The sequence below is a fragment of the Pseudomonas tructae genome (assembly GCF_004214895.1).
GTDB classification, from domain to species: Bacteria; Pseudomonadota; Gammaproteobacteria; order Pseudomonadales; family Pseudomonadaceae; genus Aquipseudomonas; species Aquipseudomonas tructae.
The window spans coordinates 1651203-1666092 of the sequence record NZ_CP035952.1; the positions used below are offsets into that span (position 1 = coordinate 1651203).

The 14890-nt window shown below is 60.1% G+C and carries 12 protein-coding genes; 9 read left to right on the forward strand and 3 right to left on the reverse strand.

Annotated elements, in window-relative coordinates:
- Positions 1 to 103: 103 nt before the first annotated feature.
- Positions 104 to 3055, forward strand: a complete 2952-nt coding sequence (locus EXN22_RS07525) for a hypothetical protein (protein WP_130263473.1) — start codon at positions 104 to 106, stop codon at positions 3053 to 3055.
- On the opposite strand, the gene EXN22_RS07530 is transcribed toward EXN22_RS07525, so the two are convergent.
- Positions 3012 to 3899: a LysR substrate-binding domain-containing protein gene (locus tag EXN22_RS07530; RefSeq protein ID WP_130263474.1), complete on the reverse strand. Its 888-nt coding sequence runs from the start codon at positions 3897 to 3899 to the stop codon at positions 3012 to 3014. The two genes, EXN22_RS07525 and EXN22_RS07530, sit on opposite strands and share 44 nt — an antisense overlap.
- Positions 3900 to 4005: 106 nt before the next feature.
- Here EXN22_RS07530 and EXN22_RS07535 point away from each other — a divergent pair, with 106 nt between their 5' ends.
- The 8 genes from EXN22_RS07535 (at position 4006) to rpoS (ending at position 11184) form a co-directional block, all read left to right on the forward strand.
- A complete protein-coding gene (locus tag EXN22_RS07535; protein WP_130263475.1) occupies positions 4006 to 5118 on the forward strand; it encodes an S-(hydroxymethyl)glutathione dehydrogenase/class III alcohol dehydrogenase in 1113 nt (370 codons plus the stop codon).
- An 8-nt stretch (positions 5119 to 5126) separates the two neighbouring features.
- Positions 5127 to 5981, forward strand: coding sequence for an S-formylglutathione hydrolase (gene fghA / locus EXN22_RS07540; protein WP_130263476.1), 855 nt, complete (start codon positions 5127 to 5129; stop codon positions 5979 to 5981).
- A gap of 71 nt (positions 5982 to 6052) precedes the next feature.
- Entirely contained in the window at positions 6053 to 6526 is a 474-nt protein-coding gene (gene ispF, locus EXN22_RS07545) for a 2-C-methyl-D-erythritol 2,4-cyclodiphosphate synthase (protein ID WP_130263477.1), read from the forward strand.
- Positions 6523 to 7581, forward strand: coding sequence for a tRNA pseudouridine(13) synthase TruD (truD, locus tag EXN22_RS07550; protein WP_130263478.1), 1059 nt, complete (start codon positions 6523 to 6525; stop codon positions 7579 to 7581). Before ispF ends, truD begins: the two co-directional genes overlap by 4 nt.
- The gene (gene surE / locus EXN22_RS07555) at positions 7569 to 8318 is read left to right on the forward strand and encodes a 5'/3'-nucleotidase SurE (protein WP_130263479.1); all 750 of its coding nucleotides are present in this window, start codon (positions 7569 to 7571) and stop codon (positions 8316 to 8318) included. The genes truD and surE overlap by 13 nt, the downstream gene beginning before the upstream one ends.
- Entirely contained in the window at positions 8318 to 8995 is a 678-nt protein-coding gene (locus EXN22_RS07560; RefSeq protein ID WP_130263480.1) for a protein-L-isoaspartate(D-aspartate) O-methyltransferase, read from the forward strand. The genes surE and EXN22_RS07560 overlap by 1 nt, the downstream gene beginning before the upstream one ends.
- Before the next feature lie 178 nt (positions 8996 to 9173).
- Positions 9174 to 10070, forward strand: coding sequence for a peptidoglycan DD-metalloendopeptidase family protein (locus EXN22_RS07565; RefSeq protein ID WP_130263481.1), 897 nt, complete (start codon positions 9174 to 9176; stop codon positions 10068 to 10070).
- Between the two features lie 106 nt (positions 10071 to 10176).
- On the forward strand, positions 10177 to 11184 hold the full coding sequence (gene rpoS / locus EXN22_RS07570) for an RNA polymerase sigma factor RpoS (protein ID WP_130263482.1): 1008 nt from the start codon (positions 10177 to 10179) through the stop codon (positions 11182 to 11184).
- A gap of 535 nt (positions 11185 to 11719) precedes the next feature.
- Here rpoS and fdxA read toward each other — a convergent pair.
- Together fdxA and mutS are read right to left on the reverse strand one after the other, a co-directional pair.
- Positions 11720 to 12043, reverse strand: a complete 324-nt coding sequence (gene fdxA / locus EXN22_RS07575) for a ferredoxin FdxA (RefSeq protein ID WP_038996711.1) — start codon at positions 12041 to 12043, stop codon at positions 11720 to 11722.
- A gap of 140 nt (positions 12044 to 12183) precedes the next feature.
- The gene (gene mutS / locus EXN22_RS07580) at positions 12184 to 14754 is read right to left on the reverse strand and encodes a DNA mismatch repair protein MutS (RefSeq protein ID WP_130263483.1); all 2571 of its coding nucleotides are present in this window, start codon (positions 14752 to 14754) and stop codon (positions 12184 to 12186) included.
- Between the last annotated feature and the right edge of the window lie 136 nt (positions 14755 to 14890).

Sequence of the window (14890 nt, forward strand, 5' to 3'; positions counted from 1 at the left end):
TACGATAATGTCGCTACTTTTCGGACGCTGAAACTAGTGCTTGCCCGTACCTCCCTCTGAGCAGTTGCGGACGCATGGCTGATGGCCGGTGATGAGGGATGTTATGGATAAAATGGTAGGTACTGCAGCGCATTCGATGCGGACAATCGGGTTGCTGCCTGAGCCCGAAGCCAGGCCAGTGTCGTTAACCTCGTTCTTTAATGATCGTGATGTTATTGAGTTCCAGGCTGTGCAGGCAGAATTGGCAGATGATGAGTCGACGATGGGCGGGGCCAGAACAAAAGATGTGATATTCGATTCGGAAGAAAAGCTGAGGCAGGTCGATTACAAGGTCAAGGGCGGCAGTCTCTACCGCGCTCATCATTCTTCAGAAAATGATGTCAATGAACGAGGGGTGTTAAGAAATACGTCCGGTGATGATGCGGAAAGCTTCGATGATTATCTTGTAAAACTCTTTCAACATACAGCTGGGCACGGTAGTCATGGCGCAGTTATGTCGTTTAGTTCAGAGGCCACCAACGCGAAGGGTTTTTTATCTGATAATAAGGTGCTGGTAGAAGTAGCGGTTGACGTTTCCAAGCCAGAATTTATTTCAGTCCCGCAACTCATCTTGCAGCATGCAGGGCGCCTGCTAAGCAGTGGCAAACTGGAAAAGTGCACGCTGTTAACGGCCATGGATCAGTTGAACAATAATGAGCATGAATTTTTCTGTATAGGGAAGCATGAAGGCTATCAATGGGGCGAGATTCCACCCTTAAGGTCAAGTACAGTCAACTCTGATGAGAAGCCGAACGTCATACCAGGAAAAACACAAAGCCGCCATCCGTCATCAGTCGTCTCTGCAGTCCTGATGCCCGGGCTTCCAAATCCAGGCAACAACGTGACCTGGTTACTGAACACCATCAACGACCCCTCAGCCTGGCGCGACGACCGTTTTGCTGCTGTGCCCTCTCTGATTTCGCTGGCCCCGCTGTTTCACGACAGCGGGAGCTTCGTGGTGATCACCGATGCGCAAGGTCGGTTAATGTCCGACCCCATCGATCCATTGGGGCAGATGATCTGCGTAGACACGCTGCTGCGCATTCCGGATGGCCGAACGCCTATTGTTCTTGAGTTTGTGAATGCATCCGACCGTGAAAATACCGGCAATCGCAATCATTACAATCGCCTGAGTCCGGGGAGTGAAGGTTCATTTTCCTTCAAAAGCAGTGAAACAGGCATATACCTTGACAGGGGCCAGACCCGTGTCGTGAATATTGCCCCTAGCGGGCTCTGCTTCACGGATGCCTTGGCTGACGGTTTAAACGTTAGCGGCCAGGCGCTGAGGGATGATTTTGTCCGAGCGCTGTCCTCGGCAGACAGAGCCGTGCTCGAGGATGCAGAGGCCCGCCTGGGTTTGGCATCGATTCCGGATACCGCGCCACAGGCATCAGTGGTGATCGGCCCTGACACTACGAAGAACATAGTTAGTGCGGCGCCAGGCTCGTCACTAAAGCCGGGCGTCGAGGCCGGGAGTGGGCAGCCGGAAGGGCTGATGGCGATGCTGCAGAGTCTGGACGCCCAGCAGCCAGACGTTCAGTTCAGGGCATTGGCGCAAACCAAGCTTTTGCGTCGCCTGTTAAGTTCGTGTCTGAAACAGCCCTCCTACTGCTCGCGTACTGAACCCAGTGCGCCACTGGCGTTCGCCCTGCAACGCATGTCTCATTTAATTGCCAATGCCCCCGTCGGCGAGAGGGCAGGTATGGCCAGGGGGGCTCTCGAGTCGCTGTTTGAAACTTCGGATACGCTGGCAGTAGCAATTGCCAGGCAGCATCAGCACCCCGCTCAGGAAAAAGCGGTGTTGGCTATGATCAACTTGGTAAACAGCTGCGCATGGGCCCTGCCTGGAGAGCAGGGAAGAATTGCCACGTTGTTGGGTATGACCAAAAAGCCTGGCGGCCTGAGCCGTCTGTTGGGACGGCAAACGGACACTGGAGTAGCCTTTGCCCTGAATATGAGAGGAAACAACGGGCCCGGCGCAGATGCCAGAATCAAGTTCGACAACCTTAAAGTGCAATTGCGTGAAGCGATTAAATCACCGGATTTCAAGATCAAACTTGCTCCATCAATAACAGATCCAGCATCGTTAGGTCTCGACTGGCTCGAAAGCCGTACCGCTGAGGATCGCAAGCCGCAGGTAGGTGTTGTGATCTCCCCAATACGTGAGGCCGTCACGCGGGAGCATGAGCGAAAGATGCGCAATGCACGCCTTGACCGGGAAAGTGCGCAAAGTCTTGCTCGGTTTGGGCACGGGTTAGAAGAGGCCACAGAGCAGCGTAGACAGCGCAAAGCGCAAGATGCCGCGGTACCAAGTTCGGAGTTTCTCGCCAATGTCGCGGCAGATGAACGACGCAAGGCTGAACAGCTGCAGCACAATGCACAAGCAGCGGCGTTCAACATGCAGAGTTATGAGCGGGCTACCCTGTCGAGGCAAGCAGCGCAATTGGAGGCTCACAAACGCGCTATTGCAGCCGGGCCAACGAACAGTCAGATCGATGGTATACCTACGTCAGCCCTGAGAGCAGTTGCAGGGCAGCAGCATGGGCGAGCGATTTCAGATTCGGCCTTCAAGCGGCCACTCTCGACCATGGTCCCCGCTTCCCGTCAGCCAAATGCAGGTGTGGGCACGTTGACGCAGGTGCAAGTGACGGGGCCATCCCCAAAGCATGGATCTCATCATGCATTTCCGGTTCGTGGACTGGATGGAAAACAGCAAACCCTTACAGCGGCCGGACCCATCAGTAGCCCGCAGTTCAAACCTTTCACTCAAGGGCAATTGACCTTCATGCAAAGTGTGCCGCCATCGACGTCCTTACGAAAGGAGCCGATATTAGCGGGTATGGGCTCAGGGGCAACGGGCGTCAAAGCCACCTTGGTCATAGCTGAAGGTGTGGGCAGCTTTTCCGCGCCTCGCATGTCGGTGACTCAGTCTGGCGGCAGGGTAGATGAGTATCGGCAAACGCCTCTAGCGGTCACTGCGCGTAGTGCTCAAGTAACCCCTCCTTCAGATAGGTAACCAGCCGCCGCACTTTCGGTGACAAGTGTCGCTGCTGCGGATACAGGGCCCACACCGCTGTGTTTGGCGGCTGATGGGCCTCGAGCAGCGACACCAACTCGCCACCTTGCAGGTGTTCGCGCACGTAATAGTCCGGTAACTGGCACAGCCCCATTCCCTGCAACGCCGCATCCAGCACCGCCTGGCCGCTGTTGCAGCGCCAGTTGCCTTGTACCCGCTGGTTGATTTCCCGCCCGTCCTGTTGCAAAGCCCAGCTGTCAGAACTGCCGATCAGGCAATTGTGCCGCGCCAGCTCCGAAAGGCTATGGGGCCGGCCGTAGCGTTCCAGATACGCCGGTGACGCACACAGGTACATGCGCCGTGGCGCCAGGCGCGTGGCCACTAGCCGCGAGTCTTGCAGGCGGCCCAGGCGAATCGCCAGGTCCATGCCCTCATGCAGCAGGTCCAGGGTGCGGTTGCTCAGTTCGATATCCACCCGCAATTGTGGATACGCCGCCATGAAGCGTGTCACCAGCGGGACGATGAAGCGCTCGCCATAGGCCACGGCGCAGGTCATGCGCAGCAGGCCCTTGGGTTCGCCGGTCAAGTCACCCATGGCGCGCAAGGCTTCTTCGCGGCCATCTTGCAGGCGTTGGCAGTGTTGCAGGAAGGTCTGCCCGGCTTCGCTCAGGGTGACCCGCCGGGTGCTGCGGTACAGCAGGCGGGTTTGCAGGCGCTCTTCCAGGCGGGCGATCTGCCGGCTGACATGGGACGAGGAGACCCCTAACCGTTCGGCAGCAGCGGTGAACTGGCCTGCCTCGGCCACGGCGACGAATTCGTCGATGCCTTCCCAGCGATTGCTCATTGATTATCCCTGTACGGCAATAATGTTTTGTCTTTGTCTGGATTATTCATCAAATATCGATGAATTACACTGCCAGCCTGAACTGTCCCTTTGCTGGAGAAGATTGATGATCAAGTCCCGTGCCGCCGTTGCCTTCGAGGCCAAGAAACCGCTGGAGATCGTCGAGGTCGACGTGGCCATGCCCAAGGCTGGCGAGGTGCTGTTGCGCGTGGTCGCCAGCGGCGTTTGCCATACCGATGCCTACACCTTGTCCGGTGCCGACCCCGAAGGCATCTTCCCGTCGATCCTCGGCCATGAAGGCGGCGCCATCGTTGAGGCCATTGGTGAAGGCGTGACCTCGGTTGCCGTTGGCGATCACGTAATCCCGCTGTACACCCCCGAATGCGGTCAGTGCAAATTCTGTCGCTCCGGCAAGACCAACCTGTGCCAGGCCATCCGTGCCACCCAGGGCAAGGGCCTGATGCCCGATGGCACTACGCGCTTTTCCTACAAAGGCCAGCAACTGTTCCACTACATGGGAACCTCGACCTTTTCCGAGTACACCGTGCTGCCGGAAATCTCCGTGGCCAAGATCCAGAAAGAAGCGCCGCTGGAGAAGGTCTGCCTGCTCGGTTGCGGCGTGACCACCGGTATCGGCGCGGTGCTCAACACCGCCAAGGTCAAGCCGGGTGACACCGTGGCCATCTTCGGCCTTGGTGGCATCGGCTTGTCGGCGATTATTGGTGCAGTCAAGGCCAAGGCTTCGCGGATCATTGCCGTGGATATCAACCCGAGCAAGTTCGAGATTGCCAAGCAACTGGGCGCCACCGATTGCGTCAATCCGAAAGACTACGACCGTCCAATCCAGGAAGTCATCGTCGACCTCACCGATGGCGGCGTCGACTTCTCCTTCGAGTGCGTGGGTAACGTGCAACTGATGCGTGCGGCGCTGGAATGCTGCCACAAGGGCTGGGGCGAGTCGGTGATCATCGGCGTTGCCGGCGCCGGTCAGGAAATTGCCACCCGTCCTTTCCAGTTGGTGACCGGACGGGTCTGGCGTGGTTCTGCCTTCGGTGGCGTACGTGGCCGCAGCGAACTGCCAAGCTACGTGGAAATGTCGGAAAAAGGCGAAATCCCGCTGGATACCTTCATCACCCATACCATGGGCCTGGAAGACATCAATAAGGCGTTCGACCTGATGCACGAAGGCAAGAGCATTCGCAGCGTCATCCACTTCTGAGGTCTGCCATGAGCCTGGAAAACATCTCCTGTCAGAAAAGCTTTGGCGGCTGGCATAAGCGCTACCGCCATCGCTCCCAGGTGCTCGGTTGCGACATGGTGTTTGCCGTATACCTGCCTCCGCAGGCCGAGCAGGGCGGCACGTTGCCAGTGCTGTACTGGCTGAGCGGCCTGACCTGTACCGATGAAAACTTCATGCAAAAGGCCGGCGCGCACAAGCTTGCGGCCGAGCTTGGCCTGATCATCGTCGCCCCCGACACCAGCCCGCGCGGCCCGCAGGTGCCGGTTGACCCGGAAGGCGCCTGGGACTTCGGTCTGGGTGCCGGGTTCTACCTCAATGCCAGCGAGCAACCCTGGGCCCAGCATTACCGCATGCACGACTATGTGGTGAATGAGTTGCCGGCCCTGGTCGAGGCGCATTTCCCGGCCTCCGATCAGCGCGGTATCAGTGGTCATTCCATGGGCGGCCATGGCGCGCTGGTCTGCGCCTTGCGCAATCCCGGGCGCTATCGTTCGGTGTCGGCGTTTGCGCCGATCAGCAACCCGATGGATTGCCCCTGGGGGCAGAAGGCATTCAGCCGTTACCTGGGCGAGGACCGGGCACGCTGGCGCGAGTGGGATGCCAGTGTGTTGCTTGCGCAGGCGAGTGAACGCTTGCCGTTGCTGGTCGACCAGGGAGATCGCGATGACTTTCTCGATAACCAGCTCAAGCCACAGACGCTCGAGCAGGCGGCTAAAGCGGCGGGCTATCCGTTGACCTTGCGGTTGCAGCCGGGCTATGACCACAGCTATTACTTCATCGCCAGCTTCATCGACGACCACTTGCGTCATCATGCCGCAGCGCTGACAGGCGAGGGTAACTGATCCTACAAATCAAGCCCAAGCGCCGGCAAAGCAGGTAGAATCACGCCCTGACTCAATCAGGGCGTTTTTTTATGCGTATTGGCCACGGCTACGATGTGCACCGCTTCGCGGAAGGCGATTTCATCACCTTGGGTGGGGTGCGCATTGCGCACAAGTTCGGGCTGCTGGCTCATTCCGATGGCGACGTCGTGTTGCACGCCCTGAGCGATGCCCTGCTCGGCGCAGCCGCACTGGGTGACATCGGCAAGCACTTTCCCGACACCGATCCGCAGTTCAAGGGGGTCGACAGCCGTGTGCTTTTGCGCCATATCGTGCAGATCGTTCAGGCCAAGGGCTGGAAAGTCGGCAACGTTGACGCCACCATCGTTGCCCAGGCGCCGAAGATGGCCCCGCATATCGACACCATGCGCCAGTTGATCGCGCAAGACCTGCAGGTCGAGCTGGACCAGGTCAACGTCAAGGCCACCACCACCGAAAAGCTCGGTTTTACCGGGCGTGAGGAAGGCATTGCCGTTCACGCCGTTGCCCTGTTGCTACCGGCATGACCGAACTCGAACTGCTGGGCCCGCGGGCAGCGGGCGAAGCGCTGGGCAGCGCAATTCTCAAGGCCACCGCTGAAGACTTCCAGGTCGACGAAGTACTCGATATACCCCTGAGCGGGACCGGTGAGCACTTGTGGCTGTGGGTCGAAAAGCGCGACCTCAATACCGAAGAGGCGGCCCGCCGACTGGCCCGCGCCGCTGGCGTGCCGCTGCGCAGCATCAGCTACGCCGGCCTCAAGGACCGTCAGGCCCTGACCCGTCAGTGGTTCAGCCTGCACCTGCCGGGCAAGGCCGACCCAGACCTGAGCGCTGCGCAAAACGAAACCCTGAGCATCCTCAAACAGACCCGCCACTCGCGCAAATTGCAGCGGGGTGCGCATTCGGCCAATGGTTTTACCTTGCGCCTGACGGGCCTTAAGGCCGAGCACGCGGCGCTGGATGCACGGCTTGAGCAGATCCGCAGCCAGGGCGTGCCGAACTATTTTGGTACCCAGCGCTTCGGCCACGGCGGCGGCAACGTCCACGATGCCCGCGAATGGGCTGGCCGGCAGGCGCTACCTGAGCAGCGTAACGTGCGCTCACGGCTGCTTTCCAGCGCCCGCAGCTACCTGTTCAACCAGGTGTTGGCTCAACGTGTGGCCGACGGCAGTTGGCAACAGGCGCAGGTTGGCGATCTGCTGGCGTTCACCGACAGCCGCAGCTTTTTTCCGGCGGGCGAGGCCGAATGCTCCGATCCACGCCTGGCGATTCTTGACTTGCACCCCACCGGCCCGCTGTGGGGCGAGGGCCAGTCCGGCGCCACAGGCGTTGCCGGTGAACTCGAGCAAAGCATCGGTCAACAGCACTCAGCGTTGTGCCAATGGCTGGCGCGGGCGGGCATGAGTCACGAACGGCGCATCCTGCGACTGCCCATTGGCGGTCTGACGTGGCATTATCCCGAGCCTGATATCCTGCAACTGGAATTCGTCCTTCCGGCCGGATGCTTCGCCACCGTGGTGGTGCGCGAGCTTGTTGATCTGGTGCCGGTAGGGCAGACGGACAGCCCATGCGTATTCTGATTTCGAACGACGACGGGGTTACCGCACCCGGTCTTGCCGCGCTGCATGCCGCGCTGGCGGATTATGCCGAGTGTGTGGTGATCGCCCCGGACCAGGACAAGAGCGGCGCCAGCAGTTCGCTGACGCTCGACCGGCCGTTGTGCCCGCAGACCCTGGACAACGGCTTTATCAGCCTCAACGGCACGCCGACCGATTGCGTCCACCTGGGCCTCAACGGCCTGTTGGAGACCACCCCGGACATGGTGGTGTCGGGCATCAACCTGGGCGCCAACCTGGGCGATGACGTGCTGTATTCCGGCACGGTGGCGGCGGCGCTGGAAGGGCGTTTTCTTGGCGGCACCTCGTTTGCCTTCTCGTTGTTGTCGCGCCTGCCGGACAACCTGCCGACGGCGGCCTATTTCGCCCGTAAACTGGTCGAGGCCCACGCCAGCCTCGAACTGCCGCCGCGCACCGTGCTCAACGTCAACATTCCCAACCTGCCGCTGGAGCACATCCGTGGCATCCAGTTGACCCGCCTGGGGCACCGCGCACGCGCGGCGGCGCCGACCAAGGTGGTCAACCCGCGGGGCAAGGAAGGTTACTGGATCGCGGTTGCCGGCGATGCCGAAGACGGCGGCCCGGGTACCGACTTTCATGCAGTGATGCAGGGCTATGTCTCGATCACCCCGCTGCAACTGGACCGGACCTTCAACGATGCCTTCGAGCGCCTCGACGGCTGGCTGGAGGGGTTACTCTGATGCGCGAGCAGGACGATCTGATGCGCCATGGTATCGGTTTTACCTCTGAGCGAACCCGCGAGCGGCTGATCAAGCGTCTGATCGAGGAAGGGGTGTCGAACCCCAAGGTGCTCGACGTACTGCGTCGCACGCCACGCCACCTGTTCGTCGACGAGGCCTTGGCGCACCGCGCCTATGAAGACACCGCGCTGCCGATTGGCAACAACCAGACGATCTCCCAGCCGTTCATGGTCGCGCACATGAGTGAGTTGCTGCTTGAAGCAGGGCCGCTGGACAAGGTGCTGGAGATCGGTACCGGTTCGGGTTACCAGACAGCGATCCTGGCGCAACTGGTCGAGCGGGTGTTTTCCGTGGAACGCATCAAGGTCCTGCAGGATCGCGCCAAGGAGCGCCTGACCGCGCTCAATCTGCGCAACGTGGTGTTCCGTTGGGGTGATGGTTGCGAAGGCTGGCCGGCGCTGGCGCCCTACAATGGCATCATCGTCACCGCCGTGGCGCCCGAGGTGCCCCAGGCCTTGCTCGACCAGCTCGCCCCGGGCGGGCGCATGGTCATCCCGGTCGGGCCGACCGGCGAGACCCAGCAACTGATGCTGATCGTTCGCGAAGAGCACGGCTTCTCGCGTCGGGTGCTGGGTGCGGTACGTTTCGTGCCATTGCTCACCGGGCCACTGGCCTGACCTGGATTATTTTCGCCCCGGGCGAATTCCTGCGGCATTGCCCTGTCTATCTGGCGGGCTACCATAGTCTGTTGCAGATCACGTTTGGCAATGCCTGACGTTCGCAGGGCGGCGCGCTCGGGTATAATTGCAACAATATTGCATTTTTGGCATCGGTCACCATTAGAGGGAGCGGCGGGTGGGTCACACAATCATTCGGCAGCGCAAAGGTCTATCGAACTTCAAGCTTCTGCTGATTGCAATGGCTGTAGGCACGCTGGTGACGGGGTGCTCGAGCACGTCCTCGAACAGTGTCCGGGTGGTCGATCGCAACAACGCAGCCCCCAAGCGCCCGGTGGTCACTACCGGCCAGTACGTGGTGCGTCCGGGCGACACGTTGTTCTCCATTGCCTTTCGCTATGGTTGGGACTACAAGGCCCTGGCTGCCCGTAACAGCATTGCCCCGCCGTACACCATCCGTCCCGGCCAGGCGATCCGTTTTGACGGGCGCTCAAACGCTCCGGCTACAACAGGGACTACCACGGTCGTCACCAGTACGCCGTCATCCTCGAGCAAGACCACTGTCTTCAAGCGTCCGCTGGACAGTTCTGGCAAGCCGGTCGCGCCCCCTGCGACCGCGCCCGCAAACACACCAAACACCCCGCCAGTTGCCCCGGTGGTAGCTACCACCGCACCCGTTCAAGTGCCCCCGGCAGGGCGTTCCACGGCCGGCTGGGCCTGGCCGGCCAATGGTGTGCTCATTGGTAAATTTGCTTCAAACGGTAGTTTGAATAAAGGCATTGATATCGCCGGTGATTTGGGACAGCCTGTTTTTGCTGCATCTGATGGTTCAGTTGTCTACGCCGGGAGTGGCTTGCGGGGCTACGGCGAGCTGGTAATCATCAAGCACAACGATACCTACGTCAGTGCCTACGGCCACAACCGCAGGCTTTTGGTTCGGGAGGGACAGCAGGTCAAGGTAGGGCAGACAATTGCCGAAATGGGGTCCACGGGTACTGACCGGGTGAAGCTTCATTTTGAAATTCGCCGCCAGGGCAAACCTGTCGATCCGCTGCAATTCCTGCCACGTCGTTGATTGCTAGGCCCGGCCTGTTCCTCGCGTAGAGGGGACAGGCTCCAGCGCTGCCAAGGATTAAGGCGTCGCTCGAGTCTGAGTTCGAACTCAGCAAAGGACTATAACAATGGCTCTCAGTAAAGAAGTGCCGGAGTTTGACATCGACGATGAGGTTCTCCTGATGGAGACCGGCATTGTTTTGGAAACGGATGTGATGTCAGACGAACCTGCTGTATCTACGGTTCGGACCAAGGCTAAACAGGGCTCAACGCTCAAGCAGCACAAGTACATCGACTACACCCGTGCACTTGATGCGACCCAGCTTTACCTCAATGAAATCGGCTTTTCGCCTTTGCTGTCACCGGAAGAGGAAGTTCACTTTGCGCGCCTGTCGCAACGTGGCGACCCCGCCGGGCGCAAGCGCATGATCGAAAGCAACCTGCGCCTGGTGGTTAAAATCGCCCGGCGTTATGTCAACCGGGGGCTTTCGCTGCTCGACCTGATCGAGGAGGGCAACCTTGGCCTGATTCGTGCGGTCGAAAAGTTCGATCCCGAACGCGGCTTTCGGTTCTCTACCTACGCCACCTGGTGGATCCGTCAGACCATCGAACGGGCGATCATGAACCAGACCCGGACGATTCGCCTGCCCATTCACGTGGTCAAGGAGCTTAACGTCTATCTGCGCGCAGCCCGCGAACTGACCCAGAAGCTCGATCACGAACCGTCCCCGGAAGAGATTGCCAGCCTGCTGGAAAAACCCGTCGGCGAGGTCAAGCGCATGCTTGGGCTCAACGAGCGGGTATCCTCGGTAGATGTGTCCCTGGGGCCGGATTCGGACAAGACCCTGCTCGATACCCTCACCGATGATCGTCCCACCGATCCGTGTGAGCTGCTTCAGGATGACGACCTGTCGCAAAGCATCGACCAATGGCTCAGCGAGCTGACCGACAAGCAGCGTGAGGTGGTGATTCGCCGCTTTGGCTTGCGCGGCCACGAGAGCAGTACCTTGGAGGATGTCGGCCTGGAAATCGGCCTCACCCGCGAGCGGGTACGGCAAATTCAGGTGGAGGGGCTCAAGCGTCTGCGTGAGATCCTCGAAAAGAATGGCCTGTCCAGCGAGTCGCTGTTTCAGTAGGAACTGCGGTAGTGCTGTGAAGAGCGCCCCGACTTGTCGGGGCGTTTTTGTTTCTGGCTGCGCTGAAGGCTCCGAGAACCTTTTCCCCAGGGGGATGATGAAACATCCGGGTTTGGGCGCGATCTGACGGCAATGTTGGTACTGTTCTAGTTCATGTAAGTCATTGCTTACATGTGATGTAAGCCTTAGCTGTACACTTTAGTAAATCGTTGTCGTTTTTAGTGTACGTTTTTATATAACTATCTGATTAATATAAGTTTTTTTGTTTGTGACAGTTATGTTTCCGCAGCTTTTTGAGAGCTTTGTGCAGTTGTGAGGAATCTAGGAAACGCTAATATTTGTCCTGTGTCTACGGACTGACACAGGCTTTCAAGGATGGAGGCCAAGGACATCGCAGGATGCGATTCATCAGGATGATGAAAGGGAACAAAGGGACTACGGAAAAAATGTGGGCGGGTTAAACCGCCCCTTTTTTTTGCCTGCGCAAAACATGAAAAAAGGCCCTCGAAGGGCCTTTTTTGTTGATCGGGGCGCCTTAGCGCTCCAGATCGGCGATCTTGCCGGTCTTGCCATCCCACTCGGCGGCGTCTGGCAGCGAATCTTTCTTTTCGGTGATGTTCGGCCAGATTTCCGCAAGCTCGGCATTGAGCTCGATGAAGTTCTCCATGCCGGCCGGCACTTCGTCTTCCGAGAAAATGGCGACGGCGGGGCATTCAGGCTCGCACAGTGCACAGTCGATGCACTCGTCCGGGTGAATGACCAGGAAGTTCGGGCCTTCGTAGAAGCAGTCCACCGGACAGACTTCTACGCAGTCGGTGTACTTGCACTTGATGCAGTTGTCGGTGACGACGAAGGTCATTTCTAATTCTCTCCTCAGGCGACGGCAGCGGTACCCTTCCAGACAGGGCCGCTCGGTTTGGATGTTCGGCTGCAGGCCAGGCTAGTAACCTGCAGCGCCACCAAACCGCGCGGGATTCTATCAGCTTGTACGGGCCCGCGTTATAACAGAGTCTTTAGTGTATAGAGCATTTCGATAGCTTGACGCGGCGTCATGTTGTCCAGGTCCAGCTTTCCGAGCTTCTCGATGGCCGGATGCGGCAGGCTGGCAAACAGGTCGCTTTGGTGCGGTACCGCAGGTGCACCTTGATGCTGCTGCACAGGCATTTCATGGGGTAGGCTGGCGGTTTCCAGACGGCCCAGGTGCTCACGGGCACGCTGGATGACCGGCGACGGCACGCCAGCCAGTTGGGCTACCGCCAGGCCGTAGCTCTGGCTGGCAGGCCCTGGCAGCACGTGGTGCAGGAACACGATCCGCTCGTTGTGCTCGGTGGCGTTCAGGTGCACGTTGGCTACCAGCGGCTCGTTCTCGGGCAGAACCGTCAGCTCGAAGTAATGGGTGGCGAACAGAGTATAGGCACGCAGTTGCGCCAGGCGCTCGGCGGCAGCCCAGGCCAGCGACAGGCCGTCGAAGGTACTGGTGCCGCGGCCGACTTCGTCCATCAGCACCAGGCTGCGCTCGGTGGCGTTGTGCAGGATGTTGGCGGTTTCGCTCATCTCGACCATGAAGGTCGAACGCCCACCGGCCAGATCGTCGCTGGAGCCGATGCGGGTGAAGATGCGATCGACCAGCGACAGCTCGCAGGCGGCGGCCGGGACAAAACTGCCGATATGCGCCATCAGTACGATCAATGCGGTCTGGCGCATGTAGGTGGATTTACCGCCCATGTTCGGGCCGGTAATCACCAGCATCCGGGTGTTGTCATCCAGTGCCAGGTCGTTGGCCACGAACGGCGTGGTCAACACCTGCTCGACCACCGGGTGACGGCCCTGGGTGATGCGCATGCACGGCTCGTCGACAAAGCTTGGGCAGTTCAGGTCCAGGTTCAGCGCGCGCTCGGCCAGGTTGCTCAGCACGTCCAGCTCGGCCAGGGCCGCAGCGGTATCCTGCAGCGGCGGCAGATGGCCGATCAGATTTTCGAGCAAGGCATCGTAGAGCATCTTCTCACGGGCAAGCGCGCGGCTCTTGGCCGACAGCGCCTTGTCCTCGAAGGTTTTCAGCTCCGGGGTGATGAAGCGCTCGGCGCCCTTGAGGGTCTGGCGCCGGATATAGTCAGCGGGCGCCTGTTCAGCCTGCTTGCTCGGCAGCTCGATGAAATAGCCGTGCACCCGGTTGTAGCCGACCTTGAGGTTGGCCAGGCCCGTGCGGGCTTTCTCTCGGGCTTCCAGGTCGATCAGGAACTGGCCTGCGTTCTCGCTCATGGCCAGCAACTCGTCGAGCTCGCTGTCGTAGCCGGTCTTGAGCACACCGCCGTCACGGATCACCGCGGGAGGGTTGTCGATGATGGCTTTGGCCAGCAGGTCGGCCAGCTCCGGGTAGGTGCCAGCAATGGCCGCCAGGCGCGCCAGGTGCGGCGCCTCGAGCTCGGCCATGGCGTTCTGCAGTTCCGGCAGGGCGCCGAGGGCATCGCGCAGGCGCGCCAGGTCGCGGGGACGGGCGTTACGCAGGCCGATACGGGCGAGAATCCGCTCGATGTCGCCGATTTCCTTGAGCTGGGGTTGCAGCTTTTCGAAACGATAGCCATCGAGCAGGCAACGAATCGATCCCTGACGTGCCTGCAGGACTTTCAGGTCACGCAGCGGGCGGTTCAGCCAGCGGGTCAGCAGACGGCTGCCCATGGCGGTCTGGCAGCGGTCGATGACCGACTGCAGGGTGTTGTCACGGCCACCGGCCAGGTTCACGTCCAGCTCGAGGTTGCGACGGCTGGCACCATCGAGCACCACGGTGTCGTCCAGGCGCTCATGCTTGAGGCTGCGCAGGTGCGGCAGGGCGGTGCGCTGGGTTTCCTTGGCATAGCCGAGCAGGCAGCCGGCGGCGCCGATGGCCAGGGTCAGCTTCTCGCAGCCAAAACCCTTGAGGTCCTGGGTAGCGAACTGCTGACAAAGACTTTTACGTGCCGAGTCACGGTCAAAATCCCACGGCGCACGGCGACGTGCACCACGGCGTTTTTCCGCAGGCAGGCCCTGGGGCCAGTCGTCCGGGATCAGCAGCTCGACCGGATTGATCCGCTCAAGTTCCGCCAGCAGGTTTTCCCAGCCCTTGATCTCCAGCACGCTGAAGTTGCCGCTGGTGATATCCAGCACGGCCAGGCCGAACAGGCGCTCGTCACCCAGTACAGCAGCGATCAGGTTGTCGCGTCGCTCGTCGAGCAACGCCTCGTCGCTGACCGTCCCCGGGGTGATGATCCGCACCACCTGGCGCTCCACAGGGCCCTTGCTGGTGGCCGGGTCGCCGATCTGTTCGCAGATCACCACCGACTCGCCCAGCTTCACCAGCTTGGCCAGGTAGCCCTCGGCTGCGTGGTAGGGGATACCGCACATGGGGATCGACTGGCCCGCCGACTGCCCACGGGCGGTCAGGGTGATGTCCAGGAGTTTTGCGGCTTTCTTCGCATCTTCGTAGAAGATCTCGTAGAAATCGCCCATGCGGTAGAACATCAGCTGGTCCGGGTGCTGGTTTTTCAGCTTCCAGTACTGCTGCATCATCGGGGTGTGTGCGGAAAGATCGCTCATTGCAAAAACAGGGCTCGCAGTGTCGTTGTAGACCAAAGGCAAGCGGGCAATGGTACAGGGATTTTATCCGGGCTGCCGAGGGCAAACGGGCGGGCGCGACCATTTGTCCGTGCATATCCATGCATAGCAGGGTTTG